At 75.1% G+C, this 14,316-nt stretch carries 14 protein-coding genes, 1 other RNA gene and 1 pseudogene; 6 read left to right on the top strand and 10 right to left on the bottom strand.

Annotated elements, in window-relative coordinates; translation table 11 throughout:
- Positions 1–97 precede the first annotated feature (97 nt).
- The 4 genes from FKM96_RS03140 to FKM96_RS03125 form a co-directional block, all read right to left on the bottom strand.
- Positions 98–1,177, bottom strand: coding sequence for an ATP-dependent DNA ligase (locus FKM96_RS03140; protein ID WP_147794004.1), 1,080 nt, complete (start codon positions 1,175–1,177; stop codon positions 98–100).
- 47 nt (positions 1,178–1,224) lie between these two features.
- Positions 1,225–1,977, bottom strand: a complete 753-nt coding sequence (locus FKM96_RS03135) for a histidine phosphatase family protein (protein WP_147794003.1) — start codon at positions 1,975–1,977, stop codon at positions 1,225–1,227.
- A 61-nt stretch (positions 1,978–2,038) separates the two neighbouring features.
- A complete protein-coding gene (locus FKM96_RS03130; RefSeq protein ID WP_147794002.1) occupies positions 2,039–2,773 on the bottom strand; it encodes an ABC transporter permease in 735 nt (244 codons plus the stop codon).
- A complete protein-coding gene (locus tag FKM96_RS03125) occupies positions 2,770–3,747 on the bottom strand; it encodes an ABC transporter ATP-binding protein (protein ID WP_147794001.1) in 978 nt (325 codons plus the stop codon). Before FKM96_RS03125 ends, FKM96_RS03130 begins: the two co-directional genes overlap by 4 nt.
- Positions 3,748–3,942: 195 nt before the next feature.
- Between FKM96_RS03125 and FKM96_RS03120 the strand changes: the two genes are divergently transcribed.
- Positions 3,943–4,755: a TetR/AcrR family transcriptional regulator gene (locus tag FKM96_RS03120; RefSeq protein WP_147794000.1), complete on the top strand. Its 813-nt coding sequence runs from the start codon at positions 3,943–3,945 to the stop codon at positions 4,753–4,755.
- 12 nt (positions 4,756–4,767) lie between these two features.
- On the opposite strand, the gene FKM96_RS03115 is transcribed toward FKM96_RS03120, so the two are convergent.
- Positions 4,768–5,295, bottom strand: coding sequence for a DUF6328 family protein (locus FKM96_RS03115; protein ID WP_147793999.1), 528 nt, complete (start codon positions 5,293–5,295; stop codon positions 4,768–4,770).
- Positions 5,296–5,512: 217 nt separating this feature from the next.
- On the opposite strand from FKM96_RS03115, the gene ssrA reads away from it, so the two are divergent.
- The 3 genes from ssrA (at position 5,513) to FKM96_RS21245 (ending at position 8,115) form a co-directional block, all read left to right on the top strand.
- Positions 5,513–5,879, top strand: a transfer-messenger RNA (tmRNA) gene (ssrA, locus tag FKM96_RS03110).
- Between the two features lie 255 nt (positions 5,880–6,134).
- Positions 6,135–7,895 (top strand): DUF222 domain-containing protein, encoded by a 1,761-nt coding sequence (locus tag FKM96_RS21250; protein WP_246855171.1) that lies wholly within the window; start codon positions 6,135–6,137, stop codon positions 7,893–7,895.
- 46 nt (positions 7,896–7,941) lie between these two features.
- Positions 7,942–8,115 (top strand): hypothetical protein, encoded by a 174-nt coding sequence (locus FKM96_RS21245; RefSeq protein ID WP_246855170.1) that lies wholly within the window; start codon positions 7,942–7,944, stop codon positions 8,113–8,115.
- 28 nt (positions 8,116–8,143) lie between these two features.
- On the opposite strand, the gene FKM96_RS03100 is transcribed toward FKM96_RS21245, so the two are convergent.
- A complete protein-coding gene (locus FKM96_RS03100; protein ID WP_168216857.1) occupies positions 8,144–8,593 on the bottom strand; it encodes a MarR family winged helix-turn-helix transcriptional regulator in 450 nt (149 codons plus the stop codon).
- A 46-nt stretch (positions 8,594–8,639) separates the two neighbouring features.
- On the opposite strand from FKM96_RS03100, the gene FKM96_RS03095 reads away from it, so the two are divergent.
- Positions 8,640–9,032, top strand: a complete 393-nt coding sequence (locus tag FKM96_RS03095) for a VOC family protein (protein WP_147793997.1) — start codon at positions 8,640–8,642, stop codon at positions 9,030–9,032.
- 33 nt (positions 9,033–9,065) lie between these two features.
- Here FKM96_RS03095 and FKM96_RS03090 read toward each other — a convergent pair whose 3' ends face one another.
- The 4 genes and pseudogenes from FKM96_RS03090 to FKM96_RS03075 all read right to left on the bottom strand — a co-directional run bounded on the left by FKM96_RS03090 (position 9,066) and on the right by FKM96_RS03075 (position 11,414).
- A complete protein-coding gene (locus tag FKM96_RS03090; RefSeq protein ID WP_147793996.1) occupies positions 9,066–9,512 on the bottom strand; it encodes a GNAT family N-acetyltransferase in 447 nt (148 codons plus the stop codon).
- Between the two features lie 13 nt (positions 9,513–9,525).
- Positions 9,526–9,714, bottom strand: coding sequence for a hypothetical protein (locus tag FKM96_RS03085; RefSeq protein WP_147793995.1), 189 nt, complete (start codon positions 9,712–9,714; stop codon positions 9,526–9,528).
- A gap of 181 nt (positions 9,715–9,895) precedes the next feature.
- Positions 9,896–10,858 (bottom strand): annotated as a pseudogene (locus FKM96_RS22055) (ABC transporter substrate-binding protein); the annotation flags it as partial.
- Positions 10,859–10,982: 124 nt separating this feature from the next.
- On the bottom strand, positions 10,983–11,414 hold the full coding sequence (locus FKM96_RS03075) for a type II toxin-antitoxin system PemK/MazF family toxin (protein ID WP_147793994.1): 432 nt from the start codon (positions 11,412–11,414) through the stop codon (positions 10,983–10,985).
- Positions 11,415–11,606: 192 nt separating this feature from the next.
- Here FKM96_RS03075 and FKM96_RS03065 point away from each other — a divergent pair, with 192 nt between their 5' ends.
- Positions 11,607–14,294, top strand: a complete 2,688-nt coding sequence (locus FKM96_RS03065; protein WP_168216856.1) for a right-handed parallel beta-helix repeat-containing protein — start codon at positions 11,607–11,609, stop codon at positions 14,292–14,294.
- Positions 14,295–14,316 lie beyond the last annotated feature (22 nt).

Raw genomic sequence — 14,316 nt, 5'->3', positions numbered from 1 at the left:
CCACGGGGTCCTTCCGCGGTCGGATCTGGCGGACCCGTCCGACCCTACGAGCGGGTCGAGCGGAGCGCGCGCGGAGGGCGCCGGGGCCCGCCGCCGGTCATGTGGGCGGCGCGAGGATCTCCGACAGCCGGAAGCCGACCGGCTCCTCCAGCTGCGCGTAGGTGCAGGTCGCGGGGTCGCGGTCCGGGCGCCAGCGCTTGAACTGCGCGGTGTGCCGGAACCGGTCGCCCTCCATGTGGTCGTAGCCGACCTCGACGACGAGCTCCGGGCGCAGCGGCACGAACGACAGGTCCTTGGTCGCGTTCCACCGGCTGACCGCGCCGGGCATCCGCCTGCCCTCGTGCGCCGACTGGTCCGCCCAGTCGCCCCACGGGTGCTCGGACAGGTCGTCGGCCCGCAGCGGCGCCAGCTCCTCGACCAGCGCCTTGCGCCGGGCCATCGGGAACGACGCCGCGACGCCGACGTGCTGCAGCCGGCCGTCGTCGGTCCACAGCCCGAGCAGCAGCGAGCCGAGCACGTCGCCGGACTTGTGCCAGCGGAACCCGGCGACCACGCAGTCGGCGGTGCGGGCGTGCTTGACCTTGGACATCGTCCGCTTGTCGGGCTGGTAGGTGCCGTCGAGCGGCTTGGCGACGACGCCGTCCAGCCCGGCCCCCTCGAACTGCGTGAACCACTGCTGCGCCACCGCGAGGTCGCCCGTCGCCGGGGTGACGTGCACGCGGGGGTCGTCGCCGGTGATCGTGGCGCCGAGCGCGTCGACGAGGCGGGCGCGCCGGTCGCCGAACGGGGTGCGCATCAGGTCGTCGTCGCCGAGCGCGAGCACGTCGAACGCCACGAACGACGCGGGCGTCTGGCCGGCCAGCAGCCGGACTCGGCTCTCCGCGGGGTGGATCCGCTGCTGGAGCGCGTCGAAGTCGAGCCGGTCGCCGGACACGATCACGATCTCGCCGTCCAGCACGCACCGCTCCGGGGTGGACGCCCTGATCGAGTCGACCAGCTCCGGGAAGTACCGCGTCATCGGCTTCTCGTTCCGGCTGCCGAGCACCACCTCGTCGCCGTCCCGGAACACGATGGTGCGGAACCCGTCCCACTTGGGCTCGGTGTGGCCGAGGTCGGGGATCTCCGGCACGGCCTTGGCCAGCATCGGCGACACGGGCGGCATCACGGGCAGGTCCATGGCGCCCATCCTGCTCGGCGGCGGCGCGACGGGCCAGAGGTGGCGCGTCAGCCCGCGTCCGGGCGCTCCGGGGAGCGCACCGGCTGCTCGGTGCCGGGCACCGGCAGCCCCGGCGCGCCCTGCGCCGCGGGGTCGTACCCGAACGTCCGCACCTCCCGCTCGCCGTCCGGCCCGATCCGGACCGTCGACACGCTCGCGTTCGCCAGCGGGTCCATCGGCACGGTGCCGGCCATCGCCAGGTAGGCCAGCAGCGTCACGCCGTGGCTGACCACCAGCACGTCGCCGCCGCCCGCGTGCTCGCGCTCGATGCGCCCGAACGCGTCGGCGACCCGCTCCAGGTACGCGGTCGTGCGCTCGGCGCCGGGCAGGCCCGGGTAGGTGCCGGTGAGGATGCCGCCGAACAGCTCGACCGGGTCGCCGAGCGCCAGCAGCTCGGCCTCCGGCCGCGCCTCGAGGTCGCCGAAGTGCATCTCCCGGAGGCCGGGGTCGGTGGTGAGCCCGACGCCGGGGTGCGCGGTGAGCAGCTCGCGCGCCGTCGCGACGGTGCGGCCCGCCGGGCTCGCGTACGCCGCGGCGAAGCTCCGGTCCGCGAGCACCCGCGCGGTGGCGCGCACGCCGGCCAGGCCGTCCGCCGTCAGCGGGGAGTCCGACCAGCCCTGCAGCAGCCGGGCGGTGTTGAACTCCGTGCGGCCGTGCCGCACCAGGTAGAGCGTCGTGGTGCCGTCGGGGGCCGCCCCGTCGTCGAGGCTGCTCGTCGGGCCGTGCTCCGCCCCGTCGGCGGACGTCGCGATGAAGGGCATGCCCGCGATCCTAGGCACGGCCCCGGCGCCCGTCGTCGGGTCGCCGGGGCCGTGCGAGCACCTACGCCCGTCGGCGCAGCGCCCAGGTGGCGCCCGCCACCGACGCCGCGCACCAGGCCAGCAGCACGACGAGCGAGCGCCCGGGCATCGTGAACGTGTCGTCCGCCAGCCCGGACCGGATCAGCTGGGCCATCGGCTCGAACGGGAACCACTCGTGCGCCGTCTGCAGCCACGCGGGCATTCGGTCGGCCGGGTAGCTGACCGGGGTGAACAGCAGGATCACGAACACCAGCACCTGGGTCATCAGCATCGCCAGGGTGGGCTTGAGCAGCGACGCCATCCCGTAGCCCACCGCCGCGGCCGTGAGCGACACCAGCAGCGTCGCGGGGACCAGCCACGGCGCGGGCGACAGGTGGACATCGAACCGGAGCACGCCGGTGACGATGCCGAGCACCATGCCGGGCAGCGCGATCAGCGTCCAGACCAGCAGGTCGCTCACCAGGAACGAGCCGCGCGGCACCGGCAGCGTGCGCATCCAGTCGAGGCTGCCCTCCGTCCGGGACTGGGACAGCATCTGCGGCGTCATCACCAGGCCGACCATCACGAGCGTGATCGTCGGGGCACCGGTCGCCAGGTAGAGGGCCTGGTCCGGGGGCGGATCGCCGATCACGAGCCCGAAGCCCAGGATCGTCGCGACCGCCAGGAACACCTGGACGACGACGAGCAGCGGCAGCATCGTCGCCTGCCGGCGGAACTGCCACTGGGTGAGCAGGAGGGTCTGCTGGACGGTGGTCACGCCGCCACCTCCGCACCTGCGGCCCGGACCGCGTGCTGCTCGTGGCCGACGAGGTCGACGTACACGTCCTCGAGCGAGGCCGGCGTCAGCGCGTACCGCTCGAGCCGGTGCGCCGCGACCTCGTCCTGCGCCCAGCGCACGACCTCCGCGGCGTCGGCGGCGCGGACGGTGCCGACCTCCCTCCCGCGCGCGCCCGCCACCTCCCGCACCGCGGGGTGCCACCGCCAGCCGGCGTCGACGGCGCCGGGGGAGAGGTCCGCCTCCACGGTGAGCGTGCCCTGCAGGTGTGCCGTGAGGCCCGCGGGGGTGTCGTCCGCCAGCACCCGGCCTCGGTCGAGCACGACGAGCCGGTCGACGACGCGCTCTGCCTCCCGGACGTTGTGCGTCACCAGCAGCACCGCGCGGCCCTCGTCGGCGAGCGCGCGGATCCGGCCCCAGAGCAGCCGCCGGCGCACGGGGTCGACGTCGTTGGTGGGCTCGTCCAGGACGACGAGCCGGCCCGGGGTGACGACGGTCATCGCGAACGCGGTGAGCCGGGCGATGCCGCCGGACACCTTCTCCGCGGGGGTGTCGGCCCAGGGGCGCAGGTCGAGGGCGTCGAGCAGCTCGTCGGTCCGCGCGCGCACCGCCGCGCGGTCGGCGCCGCGGATGCGCCCCACCAGCTCGATCGCCCGGCGCGGCGTGAGACCCGTGATCGGGACGTTGGCCTGCGCCTGGATGCAGGTGCGTCGGCGCGCCTCGGCGGGCTGCGCCACCGCGTCGACGCCGTCCAGGCGGATCGTGCCCTCGTCGGGGCGGACGAGCCCGACGACCTGGTTCACGAGCGTCGTCTTGCCGGCCCCGTTGTGGCCGAGGAGGCCGACGACCTGCCCCGCCGCCACGTCCAGGTCGATCCCGTCGTTCGCCTGCACGCCGCCGCGCCCGCGGTACCGCTTCCGCAGCCCGCGGACGGTCAGCACACCCGCTGCGTCCATCTCCGCACTCCCTCGCTCGTCGCCCCGTCGGCTCGCATACCGACCGGTACGTGATGGAACGTATCAGGATGTGGCGCTGAGATACCAGCGGGTATCTGATCGGTAGAGCGCGACGTCGTCGCAGGTCACGTCATCGGCTCGCGCCTTGTCAGGTGCGGGATACCGGTCGGTACGCGACGCGGCTAGGATGGCGGCATGGCGCGCACGCACGACGACCAGGCCCCCGGCGGGAACGCGGCGGACGACTCGATCGGGGCCGCAACCCGCGCCCTCGCCGACGCCACCGCCGCGCTGACCCGGCTCATCGGCAAGCAGGTGCAGTCCGTCGTCCCCGAGGTCTCCGACGCGGTCGCCGCGAGCCTGCGCGAGGCGTCGCGCGGGCTGGCCGACGCCTCCGAGAGCGTCGGGCGACGGGGCGGGAGCGGCCGGGCCGAGGAGCGGCGCGCCGAGCGCGCGGGCCGCACGCGCACCGAGCTGCTGGACGCCGCGGCGCGCGCCTTCGCCCGGCAGGGGTACGAGGGCGCGTCCCTCGGGGACATCGCCGCCGACGCCGGGTACACCAAGGGCGCCGTGTACGCGCACTTCGGCTCGAAGCACGAGCTGTTCCTCGAGGTCGCCCGCCGGCAGATCGCCGCCGCCACCGCCCAGCCCGGCCTGCCCCCGCTGGAGGACGAGGGGTTGGAGCCGTGGGTGTCGGCGGCGCTGCACACCATGGTCGACGAGACCGACCTGCTGCTGTCGCTCGAGATCCTGTCCTTCGCCGTCCGGCACCCCGAGGCGCGCGCCGAGCTCGGCGCGTTCTACGAGGACGGCTTCGCCGAGCTCGCCGGTCAGGTCGGGCGCGAGCGGCACCCCGCCGCCCCCGAGCCGGACGAGGCCGACTGGGACACCGCGCTCGCGGTGGTCAGCGTCTCGAACATCGCCCTGCTGCTCGGCGCGGTGACCGGCTCGCCGCACGCCTCGCCGGAGGCGGGCTCGCGGGTGATCGCGCGGCTGCTGCGGGGCTGACGGCGCGCGTCGTCAGGCGGTCTCGCGCCGCGCGCGGTGCGACAGCCGCCACGGCAGCGCGACCCAGACGACCGCCAGGCCGGTCAGCGTCACCGCGCCGGCCACGATCCCGGCCGTGCGCCCGACCACCACGTCGAACAGCAGCAGCGCCGAGCCGCCGAGGACGAGCGCCAGCGCCGCGAGCCCCGTCTGCGCCATCCGGTCCGCCGAGTCCACGAGCTCGCGCTTGAGGTGCCGTCGGAACAGGATCCTGTGCAGCGAGACCGGCGCCACGATGAACGCGGTCGCGGTCAGGGCCAGCACGACCAGCACCAGGTAGACGGTCTTCTGGTAGTCGTCCAGGTCCAGGAACCGCTGCTGGAACGGGACCGTCAGCAGGAACCCGGTCAGGATCTGCACGCCGGTCTGCGCGACGCGGAGCTCCTGGAGCAGCTCGTTCCAGTTCCGGTCCATCCGCTCCGTGGCGGTCTCGCTGCGGCCGTCGCGGGGATCGGCGTCGAGGTCCTCGGGGCGGGTGCTCTCGGAGTCGTGCTGCGGCATGGTCGGTCCTTCGCGCGGTGCGCGCCGCCCGGGTCCTCGGCGGCGTCTGCGCCGATGGTGCCCCGGTCGATCGCAGGACGCAGGTCGAGCGGGCAGTCCCACGGGAATCACGGTGCGGGCTGCGGCGTTGCACCCGTATGCTGGACCTGCTGCGGCAGGCGGCCGGGAGCCCGCGAGGGCGACCGGGCGAGGGTCGCGGCGATTGACAACTCCACATGGGGGTGATCGGTTTCGACGGTGATCGTCGAGCCAGGAGAAGCGGGCCGAGGACACACGGTTATCTCGCTAACGCTCCGTGTAAACCCATAGGTGCCGATAACAAGCGCACCGACTTCGCCCTCGCCGCCTGAGCGAGCCTCGAAGTCCGTCAGCCTGAGCTAGCTTCCGACTCAGTTCCTGGCGTCATCTAGGGAGCCACTGCTCGTAGCCTTCGTCACGGGGGCTGCGGGGACTTTCACGTGACTGAGCCTGTCCACCACTTGTCTGCGTGATGGTGGGGGCCGAGAAAAGCGCAGCAGACTGCGCCCGGAGAAGCCCTGGTTCCACGTCATCGGACGCGGGTTCGATTCCCGCCACCTCCACTCGAGTGCCGAGAGGCCCGTCCCCGTCCGGGGGGCGGGCCTCTGGTGCGTCATCGGTCCCGGGCTGTGCCGGTGGCCGCTCGGGCTGCCGGGGCCGCGAGGCCCGCCCGCGGGACCCGCCGTGCGGGACCCCGCGCGCGGGACCCGCCGCGCGGCTGCGGGGCGCCGAGTCGTCCACAGGTGCCGTGGTCGTGCGTCGTCCCCAGGGCAGGGGTCGGTCGCCGGGGTCGTGTCGGTGGGCGTCGGTAGTGTCGTTCCATGGCATCTGACCTGCAGGAACACCCCGACGGCGACCCGGTCGCCGCCGTGTTGCTGCCGGTCTACGGGCCCGACGGGACCTGCCTGACGGACTTCGGCCCGGACCCCGTCGTCGCCGCGGGTGGGGCGCCGCGCACGGGTGAGCAGCGGCAGATCGAGGCGATCCGGTCCTGCGAGCCCGGACCCGAGCTGGACGCGTGGTTGCGGGGGCTGGATGCGAGCGTGCTGCCCTCGGCGATCGTGGTCGAGGTGATCGCCGCGCAGACCCGGATCGAGTCCTACCAGCACGCCCGGACCCTCGGCCTGATCGCCGAGCTCGCCTCCCGGGAGGAGATGAGCCCGGAGTGGTCGCCGCTGGCGGGCGCGCCCCCGACGCAGGCGTGCGTGGCCGGCGACGAGCTGGCGATGCGCCTGGGATGGCCGCGGGTCGCGGCGACGAAGACCGTGCACCGTGCCCTGGTGTTGGACGGGATGCTCGGCGCGACCCGCGAGGCGTTGGAGGTCGGGCACCTCGACGCGGCCAAGGCCCAGGTCCTGACGGCCGGGTTGGCGGACCTGTCGTTCCAGGTCGCGCACGCCGTCGAGGACGCGGTGCTGCACGACGCCGACCAGTGCTCGGTCGCCGAGCTCCGGCAGCGCGTCGAGCGCGAGATCCGGCTGGTCGACCCCGAGGGCGCCGCCGCACGCCGCGAGCGCGCCCGGCGCACACGCAAGGTCTCCCACCCCCGGCCGCAGCCGGACGGCATGGCCTCGATGTGGCTGGTGCTCGACGCGGCGGACGCGCTCCGGGTCGACGGGGTCCTCACGCACGCCGCGAAGACCGCCAAAGCGCTCGGCGACGACCGCACCCTGGACCAGCTGCGCGCCGACGGCCTCCGCGACCTGGTGGTCGGCGACGTCCCGGAGTCGGACGGGCCGGCGTTCGAGGTCCACCTGTCCCCGGGCCTGCCCGTGCCGCCGGAGCCGCGACGGTCGTGGAACGGGGCGACCTCCACCGACCGGGACGGCGCGGTGCTCACCCGCCCGGTGGAGCCGATCCCGATCGCCACCCTCACCCCGCTCGGTCCCGCCACGCACCCCGAGCCCCGTGTGGGCCACCCGGCCCCTTCGCGCGGAGCGCGACGCACGTCGACCGGGGTCCCGACCGGCATCGGGGCGGAAGACGACACCGGGGTCTCGACCGACACCGGGGCGGAAGGCGACACCGCGGTCTCGACCGACACCGGGGCGGAAGACGACACCGGGGCGGAAGACGACACCGGGGTCTCGACCGACACCAGGGGCCGGGACCACAGCTGTCGCCACCACACCGAGCGCACCGAGCACACCGAGCGCACTCGACGCGCACGCCCTCGCGCCCAGCACCGTCACGCCCGCTGCCGCGACCGCGATCACGCCCGCTGCCGCGCGCCGCGGCTGCACCCGCTGCTCCGGCCGCCCGGGCGCCGAGATCCGGATCACCATCCCCGCCTCGACCCTGCTCGGCCTGGACGACCAGCCGGCGCACCTCGACGGCCACGGCCCCATCGACGCCGTGCAGGCCCGAGCGCTGGCGATCGGCGGGGTCTGGCAGCGGGTCGTCACGGACCCGCTCACCGACCGGGTGCTGGACGTCGGCCGCGAGCGATATCGACCACCCGCCGCCCTGGCCGACCTCGTCCGCACCCGCGACGGGACCTGCGCCGCACCCGGGTGCAGAGTCCCGGCCTGCGCTTGCGAGCTCGACCACACGAAGGAGTTCCACCCTCAACCCGGTGGTGACCCCGACGCGCCCCTGGGCGGCACCGACGCGGACAACCTCGGGCCGGTGTGCCACCGGCACCACCGACTCAAGAGCGACGGCGGCTTCCGACTACGGCAGATCAGCCCCGGGCTCTACGAGTGGATCACCCCCACCGGGCACCGCTACCTCACCCGGCCGGGGACGGGGCAGGCCCACGACGCCACCGCCGACCCCTACGACGCCCCACCGCCGTTCTGACGAACCACCTCGGTTCTGAGGCGCGCGATCAGTCGTCGCCGGCGAGCAACGCGTCCCTGCTCGCCCCGAGCGCGTCCCGCAGCGCCGCCCGCCCTGCGGCGTCGAGCCCGCCGAGCATCCGCTCCATCACCCCGGCCACCCGCGCCTCCGCCTCCGCCAGCGCCGCGGTGCCGGCGCGCGTCGCGGCCACCGCCCGCTCCCGCCGGGGCCCCGGTTCCGCGGCGCGCTCGACCAGCCCTTGCCGCTCCATGCCCTGGACGAGCACGTTCATCGACTGCCGGGAGACGAACGTGCGCCGCGCGAGCTCGGACCCGGTGATGCCCGGCTCTGCGCGCAGCGTGCTCAGGCAGGCGTACTGGGACACCGTGAGTCCGAGCGGCCGCAGCGCCTCGTCCATGCGGTGGTGCAGCGCGGCCTGCGTGGCCTTCAGCAGGATGCCGAGCTCCTTGGCGAGAGCGGCGTCGGCGGGGTCGTCCATGTCAGCATCTTGACACAAACCCGGGTGACAGTGTCAGGATGTTGACATGAACTTCACCCCCACCGGCACGACCGGCCCCGACTTCGTCTCTTTCCAGGTGCGCGACCTGGCCGCCTCCGCCGACTTTTACGAGCGCCTCGTCGGTCTCACCCGGCTCCCGGCGCCGAACCCTCAGGCCGTGGTCTTCGCCACCGGCGGCGCCGGAGCGACGGCGTTCGCGGTGCGCGTGCCCTTCCCGGGCGTCGACCTCGACGCCGCCCCGCAGCTCGGGGCCGGGGTCGGGGTGTGGTTCCACCACCCGGACGCCGCGGGACTGCACGCCCGGCTCGTCGAGGCCGGCGTGCCGATCGTGCAGGAGCCGTTCGAGAGCCCGTTCGGGACGACCTTCTCGTTCCGTGACCCCGACGGCTACGTCGTCACGATCCACTCGAAGGCCTGATCTGGGCGGCGCCGCGGTCCGCGGCCCCGGCCGTCAGCCGAGGGGGATCTGGTAGTGGATCATCCCGGACCGCGTCGCCACCCGGTCGTAGAGGGCCCGGGCCGTGGCGTTCGACTCGGCGGTGAGCCAGTAGACCTTGGCGGACCCGTTCCGCTCGGCCCACGCGCGCACGTGCTCGACGAGCGACCGGCCCGCGCCGGCCCCGCGCCCGCCCGGCGCGACGAACAGGTCCTCGAGGTAGCAGTAGCTCGTCGTGGTCCAGGTCGCGGCGTGGGTGAGCCAGTGCACGAGGCCGACCGCCGCGCCGGAGTCGTCCCGGGCGAGCGCCCCGTGCAGGCCGGAGCCCGGGTCCACGAGCCGGGCGAACGTGGCGGCCGTCGTCGCCTCGTCGAGGGTGGTCTCGTAGAACGCGAGGTACCCGTCCCACAGCGCGCGCCACGCGGCGCCGTCGTCCGGGGTGAGCGGGGTGACGGTGGCCATCCGCGCAGCGTAGTCAGCGGTCCGGGGCGTCCGCGGCGACGTCCGTCAGCGACGCGAGCACCCCGTCCAGCGCGCTCGGGTCCTGCACGAGCCGGAGCATCGCCGCGCTCCACGCCGACTGGACCTCGGCCGGCATCGCGTCCCCGGCGCCGAACCGCACGACCTCGGCGCCGGTCAGGTGCTCCGCGACCGACCGGGCCACCGCGTCGGGGTAGGCCGAGGCCGGCACCCCGCGGTTGACGGAGGTGTACCCGCCGAGCTCGGCCCACCGCGCCTGCGCGTCGGCGCCGGGTCAGGTGGGCCAGGAACGAACGGGTCGCCGGGGTGTCGCGCAGGGCGACCACGAGGTCCGCCCCGACCGTCACGGAGCCCGCGAGCGCGGGGTCGACCGCGGGGAACGGGAACCAGTCGTACCCGGTACCCGGGGCCAGGTCCGGGAAGGCGTCCGTGATGAACGCCTGCGCGAAGGACGCCATCGGGTACGCGTAGGCCGCCGGCGGGTCCGCGAACACCGGGCGCACGCCCTCGGCGTCGCCGGTGGTGAGGATCGCCCCGGTTCCGCCGACGACCCGGCCGGGCGCCGCCACGAGGGTCAGGAACCGGTCGAACGCCCGCCGGACGCAGTCGTCGGTCCACGGGATCTCACCGGCGACCCACGCGTCATAGGTGCCGGGGCCGCAGCCGCCGAGCACGAGGGACGCCACCCAGTCCGTCAGCGCCCAGCCGCTGCCGGGGCCGCGGGGCGCGACCACGGAGAGCGGCGTGCGGCCCTCCGCCGCCACCTCGTCGGCCCATGCGACGAGCTCGTCCCAGGTCGCGGGGACCGCGTACCCGCCTGCGTCGAACGCCGCGGGGGAGAACCAGACGGTCGACCGGTCGGTGGCCTTGACCGGGAGCGCGTACAGCGCCGCGTCGACGGTGCCGAGGTCGGTCCACGCGTCGGGGTAGTCGCGGGTGACGGCCGTCGGGTCGAGCAGGTCGTCCAGAGGGACCAGGACTCCCTCGGCGACGAGGTCGCGCAGGAGCCCCGGGTTCGGCAGGACGGCGACGTCCGGCAGGTCTCCGGCGGCCGCCGCGGTGGCGAGGTCACCCGCCAGGTCCTGGGACCCCGTCCAGTCGACGGTCGCCCCGGTGGCGTCCTCCCAGGCCCCGGTCACGGTCGCGAAGGCGTCGCGCTCGGGACCGCTCCACAGCCCGAGGACGGTCACCGAGGCGCCGTCGAGCGCGGTGGTCGCGGTGCCCCCGGACGGGGTCCCGGTCGGCTCGGGGCTCTCTGGGGTGGTGCACGCCGCGGCGCACAGGGCGAGCGCGGCGACCGCGACGACGGCCGTCCGACGCAGCGCCATCGTCGCCTCCCGCCCCGCCCCGCGACCGCCCCCGGCGCCGGCGCCCGTCCCGCCGAGCCGTCCCGACGTCGCGCACGCTACGCGCCGGGCTCGCGCCGGCCGCGGTCGCCGACCGGGCCGCAGGTCAGCGCAGGTCCCGCGCCGCGTCCTCGTACCAGCGCAGCCACGCCCTCCCGGCCTCCCCGGTCCGCCGTCGCAGGGCCGAGCGCCGCAGCTCCACCGGGCGCAGGTCCACCCACCCGCGCTTCTCCAGCCCGGGCAGCGTCCCGGGCGAACGCGCGTAGCCGCCCCGCCCGTCCTGGTCCTGGGAGGTCAGCCGCACGACGGTGCACCGCCGGCCGCGTGACGACAGCACCACGACGGGCCGGTCCTTCGCGCCCGTCCCGTCACGGAACGGCACCATCGCGAACCACACGTCGCCCCGGCGTGCTCGCGGCGCCCCCGCCCGCCCGAGCAGTCGCAGCACGAGCACCACGGCGCCGACGACGAGGACCAGCAGCCAGGGGCGGTCGGCGACGAGGTCGGCGAGGACTCCGGGCACGATCTGGTCGGTCATGCAGGGGAGTGTCGCAGGCCGGCGCCCCGGCGGGCGCGCGGGGCCGACCGCGGCGCGTGCCGGTCCCGGCGGCGCCCGCGTTGACGGTGCCCCGTCGTGGTCGCTAGGTTCTCAGGAACCGGTTTCCCGCCGTCTTCGGCGGGGTCGCCGCACACCGGGTCCCTGCACGACGACGACGTCGAAGGAGCACGTGTGCGCGCCCGTCCCCGCCCCGCCCCGCTCGTCCTCGGAGCCGCGGTGCTCGCGTCCGCGCTCGCCTGCGGGCCGGCCGCCTCCGCCACGCCGGCGCCCGAGACGCCCCCGCTCGTCCCGGCCCCGGGCCCGGCCCCGGCCCCGGCCTCGGCCGCGGACGCGGACCTGCCCCCGGATCCGCCTGCCGAGCGCACCTGGCGGTCGGCCTTCGTCGGGAACGTCTCCGGCTCCGGCGCCAACGCCGGCTCGGTCGAGGTCCTCGACGACGGGTCGGTGCGCCTGACGTCGGTGGACGGGAAGATCGCCGAGTCCGAGGACGGGTTCGTCTACCACTACACCGAGATCGACCCGGCGACGGAGAACTTCACGCTGACCGCGACGTTCCACGTCGACGACGCCTCCGCGGTCGACAACCAGAGCGGGTACGGCGTGATCGCCCTCGACACGTTCGTGCCGGGCAGCAAGGGCGCGCGGTACTTCAACTCCGCGGCGGCCGCGTTCGCCCGGCAGACCGACCCGGAGACCGGGCAGTTCCGGTACGGCACCGCCGGTGGGCGGTTCGTGTCCGGCTACACCGAGGCGCCCGACGTCGCGTCCACCGCCCGCTCCGTGCGGGACTCCGCCGCGTTCGACTGGGGGTTCCGCTCCGACCTGGTCACCGAGCAGAACGCCAACCCGCCCAAGATCCTGACCGGGGACACCTTCACGCTCACGCTGCGGCGCTCGAACACCGGCTTCCACGCCTGGCTGGGCGACGAGGACGACCGGCAGGTGATCGCGTACGACCCGGCGATGCTGCTGCAGCAGACCGACGACGCGATGACCGTGGGGGTGTTCGCGGGGCGCAAGATCCAGGTGACCGTGACGGACCTCGACCTGACGACGGTGCACCCGGACGACGACGACCCCGCGGTCCCGCGCCCCGTCGCCCTCCTGGATCCGGCGCTGGCGCTGGACTCGGCCACCACCACGCCGTCCCGGGACTACGCACCGGGGTTCACGGCGAACGTCCGCGGGGCGGTGCACGTGCGCGACGCCTCCGGCGACGTGCTCGGCGGCCCGGTGCCGGTCGTGCCCGGCGTGCCGGCCCGCGTGCCGCTGCACCTGCCGGAGGGGCGCTCCCACCTCACCGCCGTCCTCGAGCCCGCACCGGAGGCGGAGCAGGAGCTCGACGAGGGCGTCCGGCTCGCCTCGACGGAACCGGTGCCGCTGTCCGTCGACCTGGAGGTGCGGCGCTACGGGGTGGCCGGTGACGCCCTGCACGTGGCGCCCACGGCGGAGGCGGACGTCGCGGCCGGCGGCCCGCCCGGGTCGCCCGACGGCGCAGGCACCCGGGCGGCCCCGCTCGACCTCGCCACCGCCCTCGCCTTCGCCCAGCCCGGGCAGCAGGTCGTGCTGCGCGGCGGCACCTACCGGCCGGAGGGGGCGGTGGTGATCCCCCGAGGACGCGACGGGACCCCCGACGCCCGCATCCTCCTGACCTCGGCACCCGGCGAGCACGTCCTGGTGGACCTCTCGGGCTCGCCGGACGGCGGGTTCGTGCTTCGCGGCGACTTCTGGCACGTCCACGACATCGAGGTGACGGCCGCCCGCGGGCGCCAGAAGGCCTTCTCCGTCATGGGCAACGACAACGTCGTCGAGCGGTTGCACACCCACCACAACGGCAACACGGGCCTGCAGATCTCGGGCGACGACACCGAGCCCCGGTCGATGTGGCCCGCGCGGAACCTGGTGCTGTCCAGCGTGTCGCACCACAACGTCGACCCGGAGCGGAACGACGCGGACGGGTTCGCGGCCAAGCTGACCGTCGGCGACGGCAACGTGTTCCGCTACTGCATCGCGCACCACAACGTGGACGACGGGTTCGACCTGTACGCGAAGTCCACGCTCGGGCCGCACGGGTCGGTGGCGATCGAGCACTCGGTGGCCTACCGGAACGGCTACCTGACGGACGACCCGGCGGAGGTCTCGCCGCAGAGCGGGAAGGGCTTCAAGCTCGGCGGTGAGTCCATCCCGCTGGGCAACGTGCTGACGAGCTCCGTGGCCTACGGCAACGTGACGCAGGGCGTGTCCAGCAACTCGAGCCCGGACGGCACCGTCCAGGGGGTCACCGCCTACGCGAACGGGCAGAACAACCTGACCCTGTCCACGACGACGCACCCCGTGACCGACTACCGGGTGACCGGCTTCCTGTCCGTCGGGCCGCGCGGGGTCGACCACATCAGCCTCCGCGAGCAGGCCGACTCCATCCGCACGGATCCGAGCAACTACCTCGACGGCGTCAACGCGCTCGGGGTGGAGGTGCGGGACGACTGGTTCGTCCACCTCGACACCTCCGTCGCCCCGACGATCGCCGCGGACGGCAGCATCGACATGCACGGGCTGCTGGAGCTGACGGCGGCGGCGCCGGCCGGGACCGGCGCGCGGCTGCTGCCGAACCCGGACCCGACAGAGATCGTGCTCGGGCCCGAGCCGGGAGCGGGGGAGCCCGGCGTCCCGGGTGCGCCGGAGGGTGAGACGCCCGCGCCCGGGGCGCCCGGACTCGGCGACCCCGGCGACGCGGCGGCCGGGGATACCCCCGGTGCACTCGCGACGACGGGCACGGATGCAGGCGCCGCCGCCGTGCTCGCGGCGCTGCTGCTCGCACTCGGCGCCGGGCTGGTGGGTCGAAGGCCAGCCGCGCCCTGACGTGGGAGCGGCCCGGTCGCGG

The sequence above is a fragment of the Cellulomonas sp. Y8 genome (genome assembly GCF_008033115.1).
GTDB lineage: Bacteria > Actinomycetota > Actinomycetes > Actinomycetales > Cellulomonadaceae > Cellulomonas.
Note: the sequence above shows the minus strand (reverse complement) of the source record. Positions and strands in the feature narration are given on the sequence as shown.